General features: G+C 53.2%; 14 protein-coding genes. 3 read left to right on the top strand and 11 right to left on the bottom strand.

The window, feature by feature from the left end:
• Positions 1–174 precede the first annotated feature (174 nt).
• Together nagB and nagA are read left to right on the top strand one after the other, a co-directional pair.
• Positions 175–900 carry a glucosamine-6-phosphate deaminase gene (gene nagB / locus ACFQ2I_RS23355; RefSeq protein ID WP_377568789.1) on the top strand — a complete coding sequence of 242 codons (726 nt, stop codon included), beginning with the start codon at positions 175–177 and terminating at the stop codon, positions 898–900.
• The gene (gene nagA / locus ACFQ2I_RS23350) at positions 901–2,082 is read left to right on the top strand and encodes an N-acetylglucosamine-6-phosphate deacetylase (protein ID WP_377568786.1); all 1,182 of its coding nucleotides are present in this window, start codon (positions 901–903) and stop codon (positions 2,080–2,082) included.
• Positions 2,083–2,236: 154 nt separating this feature from the next.
• On the opposite strand, the gene ACFQ2I_RS23345 is transcribed toward nagA, so the two are convergent.
• The 7 genes from ACFQ2I_RS23345 to citZ all read right to left on the bottom strand — a co-directional run bounded on the left by ACFQ2I_RS23345 (position 2,237) and on the right by citZ (position 10,434).
• Entirely contained in the window at positions 2,237–3,019 is a 783-nt protein-coding gene (locus ACFQ2I_RS23345) for a DeoR/GlpR family DNA-binding transcription regulator (protein WP_377568784.1), read from the bottom strand.
• Between the two features lies 1 nt (position 3,020).
• Entirely contained in the window at positions 3,021–3,977 is a 957-nt protein-coding gene (locus tag ACFQ2I_RS23340) for a sugar kinase (RefSeq protein ID WP_377568782.1), read from the bottom strand.
• A 143-nt stretch (positions 3,978–4,120) separates the two neighbouring features.
• The gene (locus tag ACFQ2I_RS23335) at positions 4,121–4,546 is read right to left on the bottom strand and encodes a hypothetical protein (protein WP_377568779.1); all 426 of its coding nucleotides are present in this window, start codon (positions 4,544–4,546) and stop codon (positions 4,121–4,123) included.
• Between the two features lie 90 nt (positions 4,547–4,636).
• Positions 4,637–6,838 carry a DNA helicase RecQ gene (recQ, locus tag ACFQ2I_RS23330; RefSeq protein ID WP_377568776.1) on the bottom strand — a complete coding sequence of 734 codons (2,202 nt, stop codon included), beginning with the start codon at positions 6,836–6,838 and terminating at the stop codon, positions 4,637–4,639.
• Positions 6,839–6,924: 86 nt separating this feature from the next.
• Entirely contained in the window at positions 6,925–7,866 is a 942-nt protein-coding gene (gene mdh, locus ACFQ2I_RS23325) for a malate dehydrogenase (protein WP_377568774.1), read from the bottom strand.
• Between the two features lie 17 nt (positions 7,867–7,883).
• Positions 7,884–9,179: an NADP-dependent isocitrate dehydrogenase gene (icd, locus tag ACFQ2I_RS23320; protein ID WP_377568771.1), complete on the bottom strand. Its 1,296-nt coding sequence runs from the start codon at positions 9,177–9,179 to the stop codon at positions 7,884–7,886.
• Positions 9,180–9,321: 142 nt separating this feature from the next.
• Entirely contained in the window at positions 9,322–10,434 is a 1,113-nt protein-coding gene (citZ, locus tag ACFQ2I_RS23315) for a citrate synthase (RefSeq protein ID WP_377568768.1), read from the bottom strand.
• Between the two features lie 266 nt (positions 10,435–10,700).
• Here citZ and ACFQ2I_RS23310 point away from each other — a divergent pair, with 266 nt between their 5' ends.
• Positions 10,701–12,239, top strand: coding sequence for a Ppx/GppA phosphatase family protein (locus ACFQ2I_RS23310; RefSeq protein WP_377568765.1), 1,539 nt, complete (start codon positions 10,701–10,703; stop codon positions 12,237–12,239).
• Here ACFQ2I_RS23310 and ppk1 read toward each other — a convergent pair.
• The 4 genes from ppk1 to pyk all read right to left on the bottom strand — a co-directional run bounded on the left by ppk1 (position 12,236) and on the right by pyk (position 17,138).
• Positions 12,236–14,311: a polyphosphate kinase 1 gene (gene ppk1, locus ACFQ2I_RS23305; RefSeq protein ID WP_377568763.1), complete on the bottom strand. Its 2,076-nt coding sequence runs from the start codon at positions 14,309–14,311 to the stop codon at positions 12,236–12,238. The two genes, ACFQ2I_RS23310 and ppk1, sit on opposite strands and share 4 nt — an antisense overlap.
• A 91-nt stretch (positions 14,312–14,402) precedes the next feature.
• The gene (locus ACFQ2I_RS23300; RefSeq protein WP_377568760.1) at positions 14,403–14,795 is read right to left on the bottom strand and encodes an FxsA family protein; all 393 of its coding nucleotides are present in this window, start codon (positions 14,793–14,795) and stop codon (positions 14,403–14,405) included.
• 28 nt (positions 14,796–14,823) lie between these two features.
• Entirely contained in the window at positions 14,824–15,288 is a 465-nt protein-coding gene (locus tag ACFQ2I_RS23295; protein WP_377568758.1) for an acyl-CoA thioesterase, read from the bottom strand.
• 95 nt (positions 15,289–15,383) lie between these two features.
• A complete protein-coding gene (pyk, locus tag ACFQ2I_RS23290; protein ID WP_377568755.1) occupies positions 15,384–17,138 on the bottom strand; it encodes a pyruvate kinase in 1,755 nt (584 codons plus the stop codon).
• Between the last annotated feature and the right edge of the window lie 99 nt (positions 17,139–17,237).

The following is a 17,237-nucleotide window of genomic DNA, read 5'->3' as shown; positions in this document are numbered from 1 at the left end:
TACAATAAGCATAGCACAATTGAGCTACTATTGCTTCTCGCCATGTGTTCACTATGTAGCTAACGCTCATTTTTGACTTTACCAATCATTATTATGAAATTTTCGATCATTCATGTTGAGATGATTATAAATATAGATTACAATCAAATCAATCAAAGGATCAGGAGGCTCATCATGGACATCAAAATTTTCGAAACGTCGGAACAGCTGGACAATTACGCAGCAGAGCTGTACGTCAATCTAATCGCAAGCAAGCCGAACGCAGTTTTGGGACTGGCAACGGGATCGACACCTATCGGGATCTATGACAAACTAATAGAGAGCTATCAAAATAAAAAAGTAAGCTTCAGAGATGTCACGACGTATAATCTGGATGAATATATCGGTCTTACGCCGGACAATGATCAAAGCTACGCCTATTTCATGAACAAGCAACTCTTCTCCCACATCGATATCCCAAAGGAGCAGACGCACCTGCCTAATGGCAACGCTGCGGACGTGGAAGCAGAATGTCGCCGCTACGATGCGTTAATCGCTCATAACCCTGCAGACATTCAGCTGCTCGGTCTCGGTAACAACGGACATATCGGCTTCAATGAGCCGGACGATAAGCTAACCTTCGGTACGCATATCGTAGAGCTGCAGGAAGAGACCAGACAAGCGAACGCCCGGTTCTTCTCTTCCTTAGACGATGTGCCTACGCGTGCGGTGACGATGGGAGTGGGCTCCATCATGAAGGCGAAGACGATTCTGCTTGTCGTTCGCGGTTCCGCTAAATCGGCAATAGTCAAGGAAGCTCTGACGGGACCTATTACGACGAAGGTGCCTGCTTCATTGCTGCAGACACATCAGCAAGTCATCGTTCTGCTTGATCGCGAAGCGGGAAGGATGTTGGGTTAAATGGCAACAAAACAAGGAAGCTGCTTCATCTATAACGTCAACGTTGTGCTTGAGCAAGAAGTATTGAAGGGCGGCGTATGGATTGTCGGGAACACTATTCAAGCCGTCGTTCCAGCTTCCGACGAGAAGCATTGGATGGAGAAGGCGGATGTCGTGCAGAATGGCAACGGCGGATGGTTGCTGCCGGGATTTATCGATATGCATGTGCACGGCGGCTTCGGAGGCGACTTCATGAACGCCGATTCGGACAGCTACGACCGGATTACGAAGTTCCATGCGTCTTCGGGCACGACTGCTATGCTGGCAACGTCTATGACCGCGCCGAAGGAGAGCATCGAAGCTGTGCTTGCGGCGACGGCAGCTTATCGCGAAGGGGATATGCCCTATGCCGCGCTGATCGGCGTGCATCTTGAGGGACCATTCATAAGCGCGAAGTGGCCCGGCGCGCAGAATCCGGCACATATTCGCGAGCCGCAGCTAGAGTGGATCAAAGCATGGCAGGAACAATATCCGGGTCTAATTCGCCAGCTAACCCTCGCTCCTGAGACGAGCGGTGCAACTGACGCTATCTCCTGGATGTCGGAGAACGGTATTATAGCGACCGCCGGACATACCGATGCCGTATACAGTGAAATTATCGCTGCGGCAGATGCCGGCCTATCACAAGCCGTGCATACGTATAATGCCATGCGCGGCCTCCATCACCGTGAGCCCGGCACGCTGGGCGCGGTCTTGACAGACGACAGAATCCACGCGGAGATCATCGCGGACGGCCATCATGTTCATCCGGCGGCGATTCGCCTTCTGCTGGCTGCCAAGCCTGCGGACAAGGTCATCCTCATTACGGATGCGATCGAAGCGGCAGGCATGGCGGATGGCGACTATGAGTTAGGCGGTCAAGCTGTCTGCGTGAAAGACGGTGTCGCGCGGCTCCGCGAAGGCAATGCGCTTGCCGGGAGCAGCCTGACGATGATCGGCGCCTTCCGATTTATGCTAGAGCATAGCGGCTTGTCAGCGGTGGAGATTAGCCGGATGGCCAGCGGTAATGCGGCGAAGCAGCTTGGCATATACGAGCGGACAGGCAGCATCGCAGAGGGCAAGCAAGCGGATCTCGTCCTTACCGACGCAGCGTTCTCCGTCCTGCGGACATGGGTCCAGGGACGGTCTGTATTTGAAGCTTAAGCTTAACGCTTAAGCCAGCTTCGCCATTGATGCATTTTGCATGCGAACTATACGTGAATTGCACGTGATCTGCACGTGAAAGAACCCGCCGGCCGGCGGGTTCTTCTTTCTTACACTATTACCGCTCGCATGCACCTTCTCGGCGTTAGCCTCACTATTCCGTTACATACACTTGTACGCCATGTGCTTGCAATTGTTCGCCAAGCTCGCCCTCAATCGGTGCGTCCGTAATTACGGCATGCAATTGCGACAACTCGGCTAAAGAGAATAAGGAATTACGATTGCGCTTCGTATGATCGAACACCGCATAGACGGCCTGGGATCGCCCCATTAATGCCTTCAGCGTGCCTGCTTCCTGCTCTGAATAACTTGTAATGCCGCCTTCCGCCGAGATTCCGTCGATACCGATGAACATCTTAGTAATATGAAGCTGGGCAATCATACCTTCACCGAGCGGCCCGCATAATTCGAAGCTGTTGTGTCTCATGATGCCGCCGATCACGACGACTTGGATGTCACTGCCTCCCAACTCCATGGCGATGTTAACAGCATTCGTGACAACGGTAATGCCTTTGCGAAGCTTCAGTTGCTTCGCCAGCAGAAAGTTCGTTGTGCCGCCTGACAGACCGATCACATCACCTTCGACAATATGTGTCGCCGCCAATCCCGCAATCCGTTCCTTCTCCAGAATCGACAGCTCTTCTTTCACCGCGAACGGAAGCTCCCGGACTGTTCCCAATCCGTCATACAACGCTCCGCCAATCGTTCGAATGACCGGATAGTTGCCTTCCATCTGCTCCAGATCCCTGCGAGCAGTCGCTTCCGAGCAGTTGAACTTCGACACAATCTCACTGATCGTGATCCGACCTTGCTGCTTCATGAGCAGGAGAATGGACTCGCGTCGGCGCTGGCCCTTCGATCCGCCCGCTTCCGTCATTTTAACGCTCCACCCAGGCTTTGGCGGACAGCCGTTGCTCGACAACGTCCCAATCCGGCAGCGCTTCCCAATCGCCTCTCATCTGTACGACCAGCGATCCGTTAATACTGCCCAGCCTTACCGCTTCCACAGCAGTCATGCCCTTCATCAGTCCCGCTAGGAAGCCAGCGCAGAAGCCGTCTCCAGCGCCGACTGTATCGACTACGCTCTCCGCCGGGTAGAAAGGAACAGACGTTTCCTGCCCATTCTCTATAACAAGCGTAGCATCTCCCATCCCCTTCACGACTGATACAGCCTTCAAACGGTTCAGATTGTCACGGATGACATCGAAATCATCGGTATCATACAACAGCTTCAGCTCATCCCAGCCCGGCAGGAAATAATCCGCATCAGCCGCCAATTCAAGCAGCGTCTCCCTCGCTTCTTCGATACTCCATAGCTTCAGACGGAGATTAGGATCAAAGCTCACCTTCACGCCGGCCTCTTTCGCAATGGCAATCGCACGCCGCACGGTATTGCGGCAATTGTCGCTTAACGCAGTCGTAATGCCCGTCACATGCAGCAGCTTGGCCCCGCGAATGTAATCCTCGTCCAAATCCTCCGGCTGCATCCTGCTCGCTGCGGAGTGCTTCCGATAGTAATGAACAGCCAGTCGACCTGCCACATGCTCACGGAACATCATGCCTGTCGGCGCTTCGTCGGACAGACGCGCTCTCGAGACGTCTATCCCTTCTCCTCGTAGCGCTTTCAAGATCAACCGGCCGAACGGATCGTTGCCGAGAGCGCCGAACCAGCCGACAGAAGCTCCCAGCCGCGCAAGGCCGATCGCAACATTGCTCTCTGCGCCTCCGAAGCTTTGATCCAGTTGAGCAGCACGCTCAATCGTTTTGTGTTCTTGGGGCATGAATAATGCCATCGATTCGCCAAACGTTACGATTTGCGGTGAAACTTGTTGCACAACGTAATCCCCCTAAATAAAGGCTGGGGCAGCACTCTTCAAAAGAAAAGGCTGCCCGCCGTTTCATATATGTAGCTAACGACAGCGCCACAATAGACGCCTGTCACTTCAAGCTCAACTCTTGCTAGCTATCATCTTCCTCATTACTTCATTATGGGAACTTTCATATAATAGATCATGACAAGATACAGCACCAGTACGACAAGACTGAGCACGCGGGCTTTCCCGATATGTTCACTGGCGCTCTGCCCCGCTTCATTCGCAGCTACGACAGCTTTCAGCGGCTTCGAGATAATGCCGCCCAGTGCCGCGATCCCAAGGAACAGAACAGTGATGATAATCATCCATATGACCGCATAGTCCGCTTTCGTCATAATGTAACCGCCTGTCAGCAGCTGTAATATCAAAAAGTACTGCGCGATACGGTTAGCGGACAGTAGCCCTTCGGCAAGCCCTCCCTGCCCGGCGCCTGCCAGCTTGGGAGCACGTCCCAGCATAATTGGCAATACGAGATAGAAGCCCATCCCGACTGCTCCGATGACATGCAACAATAAAAAAGCACTATACATCCTGATTCCTCCTATTTCATCCATCATACTTGCTATCATTAGTTTATCAGAATCATTATTTTTTTCAAATGAACGTTTTCTGTCCGATATTCAACTTTCCTTCGAGTACCCATGCTTGAACAGAACGCCGCGGATGGCGAAATACTCGACTTCTGGCGGAAGTTCGTCCTTGATGGGACGAAGCTTATCACCACCGACCTTCTCGATCGCTTGCAGGATCAGCGCTTCATGCTGCGGCGGAATGATCCTCGACCAATCGAGCTCCTCTCCTTCTTGCGCACAGCGGATCAGATGACCCTCCACCGTCGTCTGGCTCAGTCCTCGCTCGGCAGCGACAGCCGCAGCGTCAAGACCGCTGTTGAACAGCTCCAGCGTCGTCTTGTGACTCTGTTCGTCGGTGCCTGCGCGCCCTCCTGATCTGGACGCTGCGGCTTGAGATCGGCCGCTCACGCTCCCCGATGCATTCCCTGCGAAGGTATCCCCGTCATTCCAGGCTGAGCCATCAATACCGTCCGGAGACGCCACAGATGTGACCACCGACAATATCGCATGGCCGTACTTCTCCCCCTTGGCTGCGCCGATCCCCTTCACTTGCAACAGCTCGTCCAGCGTCGACGGCTTGGCGCCCGCGATGTCCCGCAAGGTAGCATCGAAGAACACCATGAACGGCGGCACGCCCTCCGCTGCGGCCGTCTCCTTTCTCCACGCCTTGAGCGCATCGAACAACGGCGAAGAGGCAGCATGCCCCGCTTCCGACTTGCGCACGCTTGCCCTGACGCGCTGCATGACCGTCTCCCGGCCTTCCAGCACCGGCAGCGACTTCGCGGCAAGCGAGACGGTGGGATATTGGCCTTCGCTTAAGCGCAAGTATCCTTCCGCGACTAGCCAATACAGCCAGTCTGCCACGTCCCGTTCTGGCAGATGCCGCATGAGGCCATAAGTGGACAGGCGGTCCAGGCCGAACTCAAGCAGCCGCTTGTCGCGCGATCCCTTCAGCACCTTGGCCGCCATCGTCACCCCGAATCTTCCCTTCATGCGGCCGACGCACGATAGCGCCATCTTCGCCTCCTCCGTACGATTAACAGGTTCGCTCTTATCTGTACAATTGCTGCACTTGCCGCAAGGCGGTACATCCCTCTCGCCGAAGTAATCGACGATGAACTGCTGCAGGCAGCGCTGTGTCCGACTGAAGTTCAGCATCGCATGCAGCTTGGACAGCTGCACCGATTTGCGCTCCTCCCCGCCGGTTCCCTGCTCGATCAGATAGCGCTGCACACTGGAGTCCGCCGGCTCGAACAGCAGGATGCAATCGCTGTCCTCGCCGTCCCGTCCTGCACGTCCGGCCTCTTGGTAATAGGATTCCAGATCGCCGGGCATCTGCCAGTGCAGCACATACCTGACATTCGGCTTGTCGATGCCCATGCCGAAGGCGTTCGTCGCGACCATGACCTTCAGCTCGTCGAAGCGGAATCTCTCCTGTGCATCGTTGCGCTCGACGTCTGATAAGCCGCCATGATATTTGCCCGCAGCCATATCCATTCCCTGCAAATAAGCCTCGACTTCCTCCACTTCTTTGCGGGTCGCGGCGTAGATGATGCCGGATTGCTCCTTGCGATCCTGCAGGAATGACGCCAGGAAGCGGCGCTTGTCCACACCGCTGACGACGGACAACGACAGATTCGGTCTGGCGAACCCGGAGACGAATCGACTCGGCTCACGCAGCTGAAGCATAGCCGCAATGTCATCCGCCACTTCGGGAGTCGCTGTCGCGGTGAATGCCGATACGAGAGGACGATTGCCCATACGGGCAATTGCATGGGCGAGCTGTCTATAGCTGGGACGGAAGTCATGCCCCCACTGCGAGACGCAATGCGCTTCGTCTATTGCGATCATCGGAATATGCAGCTGTTCCGACAGCGACTGGAACATAGGCGCGTCGAACCGCTCCGGAGCGGCATAGAGCAGCTTGTATTCACCGCCAATCGCGCGCGCCATCGTATCCCGGTATTCTTGCGCGCCCATGGAGCTGTTCACATATGCTGCGGCAACGCCCAGCCGCCTCAAGCTGTCCACCTGATCCTTCATCAAGGAGATCAGCGGCGAGATGACGAGCGTCGTACCGTCCATCAGCAAGGCTGGCAATTGATAACAGATCGATTTCCCCCCGCCTGTCGGCAATATAGCCAGCGTATCCCTGCCCTCCAGAAGGCTGCCGATAATCTCCTCTTGCCCCGGCCGGAAGCTGTCGTAGCCGTATATCCTTCTCAGCATCTCCCTTGCTTCTTGCATCATCTCATTTCACCTCGTCCCTTCAAAGAATAGAGAGGACCCTGGCAGTATGCTGTCAGGGTCCTCCCGTACGTCTTGCTATTCATTCATTAGCCATTCACGATGGCGATTACATTGCGGACCGACTGCGCCGACTTGTCCAGCGCTGTCTTCTCCTCTGCCGTCAGATCCAGCTCGACGACCTTCTCAATGCCGTCTCCGCCCAGAACGGCGGGTACGCCCATGAACAAGTTGTCGTAGCCGTATTCGCCTTCCAAGTAAGCGATAACCGGAATAATGCGCTTCTTGTCCTTCAAGATCGCTTCCGTCATCTGCACAATGGAAGCAGCCGGCGCGTAATAGGCGCTGCCGTTGCCCAGCAGATTGACGATTTCACCGCCGCCTACGCGAGCGCGCTGTACAATGGCTTCGATGCGTTCCGCCGGAATAAGCTTCTCAATCGGAATGCCGGCTACGTTGGAATACCGCACGAGCGGCACCATATCGTCGCCATGTCCGCCAAGCACGAAGCCGCGAACATCCTCAACGGATACATTCAGCTCTTGTGCAATGAACGTGCAGTAACGCGCCGTATCCAGTACCCCGGATTGGCCGATTACGCGGTTTTTCGGAAAGCCCAGCGTCTGGTAAGCAGCGTATGTCATCGCGTCTACCGGATTGCTAAGAATGATAACGTACGCATTGGGGCTTGTCGTCTTGACGTTTTCACAGACAGACTTTACGATTCCGGCATTCGTGTTCACGAGGTCGTCGCGGCTCATTCCCGGCTTCCGGGCAATGCCGGCCGTAATGATGACAATATCGGAGTCCTTCGTATCCGCATAGCTGGCAGTGCCTGTAATGTTGGCGTCCACGCCCATCACCGGCGTAGCTTCCAGCATATCGAGCGCTTTGCCCTTCGTCGGATTTTCAAGCGGTTCAATATCGACCAGCACAACATCGCCAAGTTCCTTCTGGGCAATCATAAGCGCCGTTGTCGCTCCCGTAAATCCGGCGCCTACAACCGTAATTTTATTGCGTTTAATCGCCATGTCTGTGAAACCTCCCCTTACATATGATTGATGATTTCGTTAGCGAACTCGGAACATTTCACTTCAGTTGCGCCTTCCATCAGACGAGCGAAGTCATACGTTACCGTTTTATTGTTGATTGCCGTTTCCATGCCTTTGTAGATCAGGTCGGCAGCTTCTTGCCAGCCCAGATGCTCAAGCATAAGAACGCCGGACAGAATGACGGAACCAGGGTTTACAACGTCTTTGTCCGCATACTTAGGCGCTGTGCCATGAGTTGCTTCGAAGATTGCATGGCCTGTCAGGTAGTTGATGTTGGCGCCAGGCGCAATGCCGATGCCGCCTACTTGCGCTGCCAATGCGTCGGACAGGTAGTCGCCGTTCAGGTTCAGCGTAGCGATAACGTCGAAGTCAGTGGAGCGAGTAAGTACTTGCTGCAACGCGATGTCCGCGATGGCATCCTTCACGATGACTTTGCCCGCAGCTTCCGCTTCCGCTTGCGCTTTGTTCGCAGCGTCTGTGCCTTCGGCTTCTTTGATGCGATCGTATTGTCCCCATGTGAAGGTCTGCTCAGCGAACTCCTGCTCAGCTACTTCGTAGCCCCAGTTCTTGAACGCGCCTTCCGTGAACTTCATGATATTGCCTTTATGCACCAGCGTAACGGACTTCTTGTTGTGCTTGATTGCATACTCGATAGCTGCGCGCACCAGGCGCTTGGAGCCTTCGGAGGATACAGGCTTGATACCGATGCCGGACGTTTCCGGGAAGCGAATTTTGTTCACGTTCATTTCCTTCTGCAGGAACTCGATGACTTTCTTCACTTCCGCGGAGCCCTCTTGGTACTCAATGCCGGCATAGATATCTTCTGTGTTCTCGCGGAAGATAACCATGTTGACAAGGTCAGGACGCTTGACCGGAGAAGGAACGCCGTTGAAGTAGCGAACCGGACGCAGGCAAGTGTACAGGTCAAGCTCTTGACGAAGCGCCACGTTCAGGGAACGGATGCCGCCGCCGATCGGAGTCGTCAGAGGTCCTTTTATTGCCACGATGTACTCGCGGATTGCAGTCAGCGTGTCGGCAGGCAGCCACTCGCCGTATTCGTTGAACGCTTTCTCGCCGGCGAACACTTCGTACCATGCGATTTTTTTGGAGCCGTTATATGCTTTCTCGACAGCAGCGTCCAGCACACGCTTGGAAGCGCGCCAGATGTCGCGGCCAGTTCCGTCGCCTTCGATGAACGGGATGATTGGCTCGTTAGGCACTTGCAGCTTGCCGTTGTCGATCGTAATTTGCTCACCTGATGTAGGAAGCTGGAATTTCTCGAATTTTGCCATGAATAATATCCTCCTTTAATTGGTTCACACCTCAATCACACTTCAATAGCATCTCATATTAGACCCTATTAGGTCAAAACATTGAAAAGGAGAACAGACACGCATAGCATCCGCTCTCTCTTCATGTTAACCTTACTCATCATTAGCGTTCGTCAATCGGAATGTAACGCGCGCTGACAGGACCTACATAGTCGGCACGCGGACGAATCAGGCGGTTGTCTTGATATTGCTCCAATATATGAGCGCTCCAGCCCGATACACGGCTGATTGCGAATATTGGCGTGAACAGATCGCGCGGAATTCGCAGAGCGGTATAGACAGACGCAGAATAGAAGTCTACGTTAGGCTTCAGGCCCTTCTGACCGGTAACAAGCTCTTCAATCTTCACGGACATCTCGTATAACTCCATGTTGCCCGTCAGCTTGCCCAGTTCCTGCGACATCTTCTGCAGATGCTTGGCTCGGGGATCGCCATTCTTGTATACGCGATGGCCGAAGCCCATAATCTTCACCTTGTTCGCAAGCGCGTTGTTGATATAGGATTCCACCTTATCCGAGGAACCGATCTCCTCCAGCATCACCATTACCGCTTCATTAGCTCCACCGTGCAGCGGTCCCTTCAATGCACCGATTGCGGAAGTGACCCCGGAATAGATGTCCGACAATGTCGCAACCGTGACGCGTGCGGCGAATGTGGATGCGTTCAGCTCGTGGTCCGCATGAAGAACCAACGCTTGATCCAGCGCCTTCACAGCTACGTCCGCAGGCTCTTCTCCCGTCAGCATGTACAAGAAGTTATGTGCGATTGAGACGCCCTTCTTCGGAGCGACAGGCTCTTTCCCTTCGCGGATTCGCGCGAATGCAGCGACGATCGTAGGCAGCTGTGCCTGTAATTTAATCGCTTTCAGTTGATTAGCTTCTAGCGACATATCATTGCTGGATTCATCGTACAGGGCAAGGCTAGATATCGCAGTGCGAAGCGCCGCCATGGAATTGGCGCCCTTCGGGTACAGCTTGATCCCTTCGATTACCGAAGCGTGAACATCAGCATATTCATCCAATTGCTCTTGCAGCTTGGCAAGCTCGGAACGATTCGGCAATTTGCCGTACCATAGCAGATAAGCAACCTCTTCGAAGGAAGCATGCTCGGCAAGTTCATCAATATTGATACCGCGATATGTTAATACGCCGTCAATAATGGAGCTGATGGAGGACGTTGCCGCGACTATTCCTTCCAGTCCTTTTGTTGCTGTCATCGTTCTCTCTCCTTTTATGCTCAAATAGGTTCATAATCAATATCATGTATCTCGATACGCATACATCGTTATTAATCATAAAGCATTTAGTAGAAGAAGCCAACATAATGCGATATAAAAATGCTTTATCGCTGTCATTGATAATTTGAATCGCGTAATAATTCTATTCGACAGCTCATTATTCCACCCTGTTCCCCAGAATATACTTCTTCCCCGACTGTATGTTAAAATAGCGGGAAAACCGCAATATCGGAGGTTTATGTTACATGCACATGTCAGGACAACGTATCGGCATTATCGATATCGGCTCCAACTCTGTCCGCTTGGTCGTCTATGAGAGAACGGACAGCGGAGCGCACCGCGTCGTGGACGGTGCCAAGGAGTCGGCAAGGCTCAGTAATAAACTTGACGACAAGGGCCGTCTGTCAGAGGAAGGACTACGCGAACTGATCGATACATTGCGACACTTCACCACACTCTGCTCCCATCATGGCATCGCGCACATCCGAGCGGCTGCGACAGCGGCGATTCGCAATGCGGCCAATTGCCACAGTATTCTTCATGCTATCAAATGCGAGACGGGATTGGCTATTGAACTGTTATCAGGTGAACAGGAGGCCTCCTACGGATTCCTCGGGATGGTTAATTCACTTGCTGTGTCCGATGGCTATCTGATCGATATCGGAGGCGGCAGCACCGAGCTTACCCTGTTCCGAGATAGAGCCATTCTGCATAGCGTCTCCCTACCGTTCGGCTGCGTCAGCATGAACAAACGATACGACAGCACAGGCGGTATGAGCGACGACACACTACAACAACTGCAACAGCAAGTGAGAAAGGCGCTGCAAGAACTGTCATGGGTTCATACAGCTCCAGGGCTGCCGCTGATTGGAATTGGCGGCACTGTCCGAGCCCTTGCCAAGCGCCATCAGGCGGCTGTGCATTATCCGTTCGCTGCGCCTCATAATTACATGCTGCAAGAAGGGCAAGTGAACGAAATGTTCCATCATATGCGCCTGTTACCCCTGGAGGATAGACGCAAGCTGGGGGGCTTGTCCAAAGACCGGGCGGATGTCATCCTTCCCGGAATCGCTATTCTTCGCGTCTTCTTCGAGACGGTGCAAGCCTCTCATTATTGGATATGCGGCGCAGGCCTTCGGGACGGACTGTTCCATGCGACACGATTCCCGAGCCGGCCTCTTCTAGACGATCCGCTCGCATACAGCGTGGACAATATGAGCGCCCTCCATACGGAAGCGCCTAGAGGACATGTTCTGCATGTGAATAGACTTGCGATGGAGATGCACGACTATCTGGCATCCATCTGCCCGCAGCTTGATGCCATTAGCGCGAGATTGCTTGATACGGCATCCAAGCTGTTCAAGGTCGGCGCATCCATCGACTATTATGATTATGCCAAGCATACCTTCTACTTGATTATTCATGCCCATCTGAATGGCTTGTCGCATCGGGAAATCATCATGACTGCCGCCATCGCATCATTCCGCAGCAAAGGAAAAGCAAGAAATCATATTGTGCCTTACCGTCAGCTCGTCACCGAGAGCGACCTGGAACTCATCTGCAAGCTGGGAAGTCTGCTCCAGCTTGCGGCAGCGCTTGATCGCAGCGAGACGCAAGCGATAGGCGCGATCAAGATGGACAAAGCGGACGGGCAGCTTCTCATCCAACCGCTAGACTTTCGTGGCCACCTTGGATTAGAGCGTCGCCAGACGGAAGAGGCGGCCCCCGACTTCCGCAAGCACTGGGGTCTTATTCCCGTTCTGGCGATGCCGGCGGCTTATTAGTAGGCGTAATTACCCTTCCACAGTTCGATGCTCATAGCTTCGAACTGGCTGCGGAACGGCTTGCCCGACTCGGAGGATATATGTTCGTACAAGCCGTTCGGCTTCAGGAAGCGCGCCTTCACATTGTCCTCCAAATTCATGTTCAGCATATTAATCAGCACGGTGCGCAAGCCTGCGTCGAATACCGGACACATCAACTCGATGCGCTTGAGCAGATTGCGGGTCATCCAGTCCGCGCTGGATAGATACACCTCTTCTTCCCCGCCGTCGTTCAAGAAGTACATAATGCGCGAATGCTCCAGATACCGATCCACGATGCTAATGACGCGAATATTGTCGCTTCTTCCTGCTACACCTGGCTTCAGGCAGCAGACGCCGCGCACGATCAGATCAATCTTCACTCCTGCTTGCGAAGCTTCGTAAAGCTTGTCGATCATCTCCTGATTAGAGAGCGAGTTCATCTTCGCGATGATGCGGGCAGGCCGCCCGGCCAGCGCATTGTCACGTTCCCGGTCGATTAGCCTGATCAGCTTGCCCTTCAGATCCGTTGGTGCGACCGCGAAGGCTCTCCAGTCATGCGGTGTGGAATAACCAGTTACTTCGTTGAACAGAGCAGAAGCGTCTGCACCTACGATTGGATGGCTGGTGAACAGTCCCGTATCCGTATACAGTGTTGCCGTGTTGTCATTATAATTCCCGGTTCCTACATGGACATAGCGACGCAACACGCCTTTCTCCCGCCTGACTACCAGCAGGATCTTGGCATGCGTCTTCAATCCTACCAATCCGTATACGACATGACAGCCTGCCTTCTCCAATTGTCTTGCCCAGGCGATGTTGCGTTCTTCGTCGAATCTCGCCTTCAGCTCCACGACGACCGTTACCTGCTTGCCCGCCTCGGCTGCCTTGGCCAACGCCTGAACGAGCACGGACTGCCCGCTCACTCTGTACATGGTCATCTTGATCGCCAGCACGTCGGGATCATACGCGGCTTCCGTCACGAAGTCATTGACCGGTTCGAAGGACTCGTACGGATGATACAGCAGTACGTCGCGCTGCCTGATGACGTCGAACATATCTGCTTCGCCCTCGAATTCCCGGGGATAGACTGGCTCCACCTTCTCGTATCGGAGATTGTCGTGACCTGGAAGCTGATCGGCGAACTTCATCAGGAAGCTCAAATCCAGCGGTCCTTCAATCTGGAACAGATTATCTCTAATCTCCAGCTCATCCATGAGCGTCTGCAGCGCATAAGGATGAATGCCCTTGCATACTTCCAGCCTAACCGGAATACCCCAGCGGCGGCGGCGCAGCTCCTTCTCGATCTCCTCCAGCAGATCTTCCGCTCCTTCTTCGTCCAATGTCAAATCTGCGTTCCGCGTCAATCGGAAGGGATTCACCGAGAACGGTACGTAGCCGTTGAATAAGGTATGAATAAATGTCTCTATCAAATCCTCCAGCAGTACAAAGTCCAGCTTCTTGCTGCTGCTTCTTCCCGACAAAGGAACAAAGCGTGATAAAATGGACGGCACTTGAACGATCGCAAAAAAGGGATCTTCCTCTTCTGAGCCGCCCTCTCTCCTTAACAAAACAGCCAAATACAATTCCTTGGAATGTACCAGAGGGAACGGCCTGCTCTGATCCACTGCCATCGGCGTCAACACCGGGAATACGATCTCATGGAAGTAATCAGACATCTCCTTCATGCCTATCGGCCCAAGTTCATCCATAGACTGGATGTTAATGCCGTGGTTACTCAGGGAACGGAACACATCCCGGTACGAGCTATATTGCTCGTATACCATGCTAGTTGCCCGTTTAATGAGCCTCTTCCATAAACCGGCAGGAGTATAACCCGTGAAATCCATCTTGGTCAATCCCGCCCGCATCTGGTCTTCAATGCCTGCAACACGAACACTCATGAACTCATCCATATTGCTGGACACAATAGCAAGGAACTTCGCTCGTTCCAAGAGTGGATTACAAATATCTTGCGCTTCCTGCAGCACTCTCCGGTTAAATTCAATCCAGCTTAAATCCCTGTTCAAGTATGGAGACACTTGCTTCGACATGCTGCTCCTCCTTCAGACTCTCTCTACCTGTCCCTATTATGCTTACTATCCGTCACGAACGTGTTAACGAAATGTAAAGTAGAGGTAAACTTTAGAATCTTCTTATGGTGAAGCTCCCATTCCTAAGCTTCCGCTCCAGCCATTGCAAGACGACCCCTCGCAGAATCGGTCTGGTCATCGGCAAGAGAAGGACAATTCCGATGAAGTCGGTGAAAAATCCCGGAGTAAGCAGCAGTACCCCGCCTATTAATACACATATGCCGTCAATGATGGAACGTCCCGGCATCTGTCCTTGCGCTAATTGCCGCTGTGCCTCTACCCATAGCTTGCGGCCCTCCCGTCGCAAGAAATAAGCCCCTGCTACACTCATTGCGACAACTATAAAAAACGTATTCCATCCGCCGAGCCAATCGCCTACCTGAAGTAATCCCCAAAGTTCAATGATCGGCACGATGAGTAGAGCCGTGAATATCCATTTATACATCGTATTCCACCACCCTCCCCGGAGAGAATTATGATTTCAACAAGTCATACAATTCAGGCATATTCTTGTCTAGCCGAACAGGCTGCCATTGCTCGTTCACCCACACATGCTTCGTTCCGCCGCTCACGAGCAGTTCGCCCGGCAATATCGCCTCGGAAGAGAGACAGTTCGCATGATACAGTTCCTCCTCCACTCTTCTCACTTCAGATTGAAATGAGACCCGAAGCGGACTGGCTTCTAGCACTCTTGTACATATAAGCAAAGTATCGTCATAGCGGGCAGGCGATATATACTTGCATTGCAAATCAACGACGGGAAGCAGCAAGCCTCTCTCCTCAACGTTCTTGTAAGTATAACCTGCCCTCCTGATCCACTCCGTACGACCGATCTCGAACCATGTCAAGTAATTCCCATGGAAGACCACGCCCATCCGATCTGTCTCCTGATATCTGACGCGAAGCGGATGAAGCACCCAATCTGACGATGATGTCATATCAACACCTCAATCTTTATGTATATAGGTTGGAAAAGAGCGACAGTGAATGCTCACCATCGCTCTTCTCATTATACCGACTATGCCGGCGGGTATTAAAAAACTTTGGATTGTCCGGAGTAGATAAAGCCCGTCTCCCCATAAATGGTCACTTCCATGCCGTCTTTCAGCATGTCCGTTGCGCCTTCAACGCCCAGAATAACTGGAATGGACAGGTTTAATCCGCATACCGCAGCATGACTCGTAATGCCGCCTTGCTCCGTAATAACTGCTCCTGCCTTCTGGAATGCAGGCATGTAATCCTTGTCCGTCGAGATGGTAACCAGAATGTCGCCTTGCTCCGTCTTATCGATCGCTTCTTGCGCATTCTTCGCGATGACAAGCTTGCCTGTAGCCGTCTGGCTGCCGATGCCTTGTCCTTGCGCAAGCACTTCACCAATATGATGGATCTTGATCAGATTCGTCGTTCCTGCTCGACCTACCGGCACCCCTGCTGTGATGACGACGGAATCGCCAAGGCTGAGCATTCCCGTCTGCATCGCGCCTTTAATGGCGATTTCGAACATTTCGTCCGTCGTGGCCGCTTCTTCGCCCTTCACCGGAATGACGCCCCAGCCAAGCGCAAGACGACGCATAACGGCTTCGTCTGTTGTCACAGCAATAATCGGAGCCTTGGGACGATATTTGGAGATCATACGTGCAGTGAAGCCGCTTTGCGTTGATGTTACAATCGCTTTCGCGTTCAGATCAAGCGCCGAATTGGCCACTGCTTGGCTAATCGCTTCTGTTACCGTTGTCTGCTGCGCATTGGCCTGCTTTACGAAGATTTCACGATATTCCAGCGCGTCCTCGGCGCGCTCGGCGATGCGGGACATCGTCTGCACCGATTCCACCGGGTATCTGCCCGCTGCCGTCTCACCGGATAGCATGATTGCGTCCGTACCGTCAAAGATCGCATTCGCGACGTCGCTCGCTTCCGCGCGGGTAGGCCTCGGATTGCGCTGCATGGAGTCCAGCATTTGCGTGGCTGTTATAACCGGCTTGCCCGCCAGGTTACATTTTTTGATCATCATCTTCTGAACGAGAGGGACCTCTTCTGCCGGAATTTCGACGCCGAGATCGCCACGAGCCACCATCAGGCCGTCAGACACCTCCAGAATTTCATCCAGGTTGTCGACACCTTCCTGATTCTCGATCTTGGAGATAATACCGATGTGGCTTGCATGATGCTTCTCAAGCAGTTCTCTAATTTCCAGAACGTCGCTTGCTTTGCGAACGAAGGAAGCCGCGATGAAGTCGATGCCGGACTGGATGCCGAACACGATATCGCCGGCGTCTTTCTCCGTAATACCAGGCAAGGAGATTTTCACGCCGGGTACGTTGACGCCCTTCTTGCTCTTGATCGACCCGCTGTTGATGATGCGGCAATGCACCTCGGTGCCTTCAATCCGCTCTACCTGAAGTCCAATTAAACCATCATCGATCAGCACCGTGGAGCCTGGCGACAGATCGTTAGGCAAATTGTCGTACGTGACAGGAATACGAGTACGGTCTCCCAGAATTTCTTCCGTTGTCAACGTAACGGCTTCGCCTTGAACCAGCTCAATCGGTTCTTCCTTTAACTTGCCCAAGCGGATTTCAGGGCCTTTCGTATCCAGCAGGACAGCTACGGATGTGCCTAGCTCCGCGTTAGCTAGACGAATATTTTTAATTCGGTTGCCATGTTCTTCGAAGTCACCGTGCGAGAAGTTCAGGCGGGCAACGTTCATCCCTGCTTGAATCAGCTTTTTCGTATTTTCCAGCGATTCGCTAGAAGGTCCAATTGTACAGACAATTTTTGTTTTGCGCATGTTTTCGTATCCTCCGTATAGTGCCTGAAATTCATTAACATATATGCATACACGTATTCTCGCAACGACTCCGGTATCCTTACCGCCTCCGTAAACCAA

Source organism: Paenibacillus chungangensis, from assembly GCF_042675905.1.
Classification (GTDB): domain Bacteria; phylum Bacillota; class Bacilli; order Paenibacillales; family Paenibacillaceae; genus Pristimantibacillus; species Pristimantibacillus chungangensis.
Note: the sequence above shows the minus strand (reverse complement) of the source record. Positions and strands in the feature narration are given on the sequence as shown.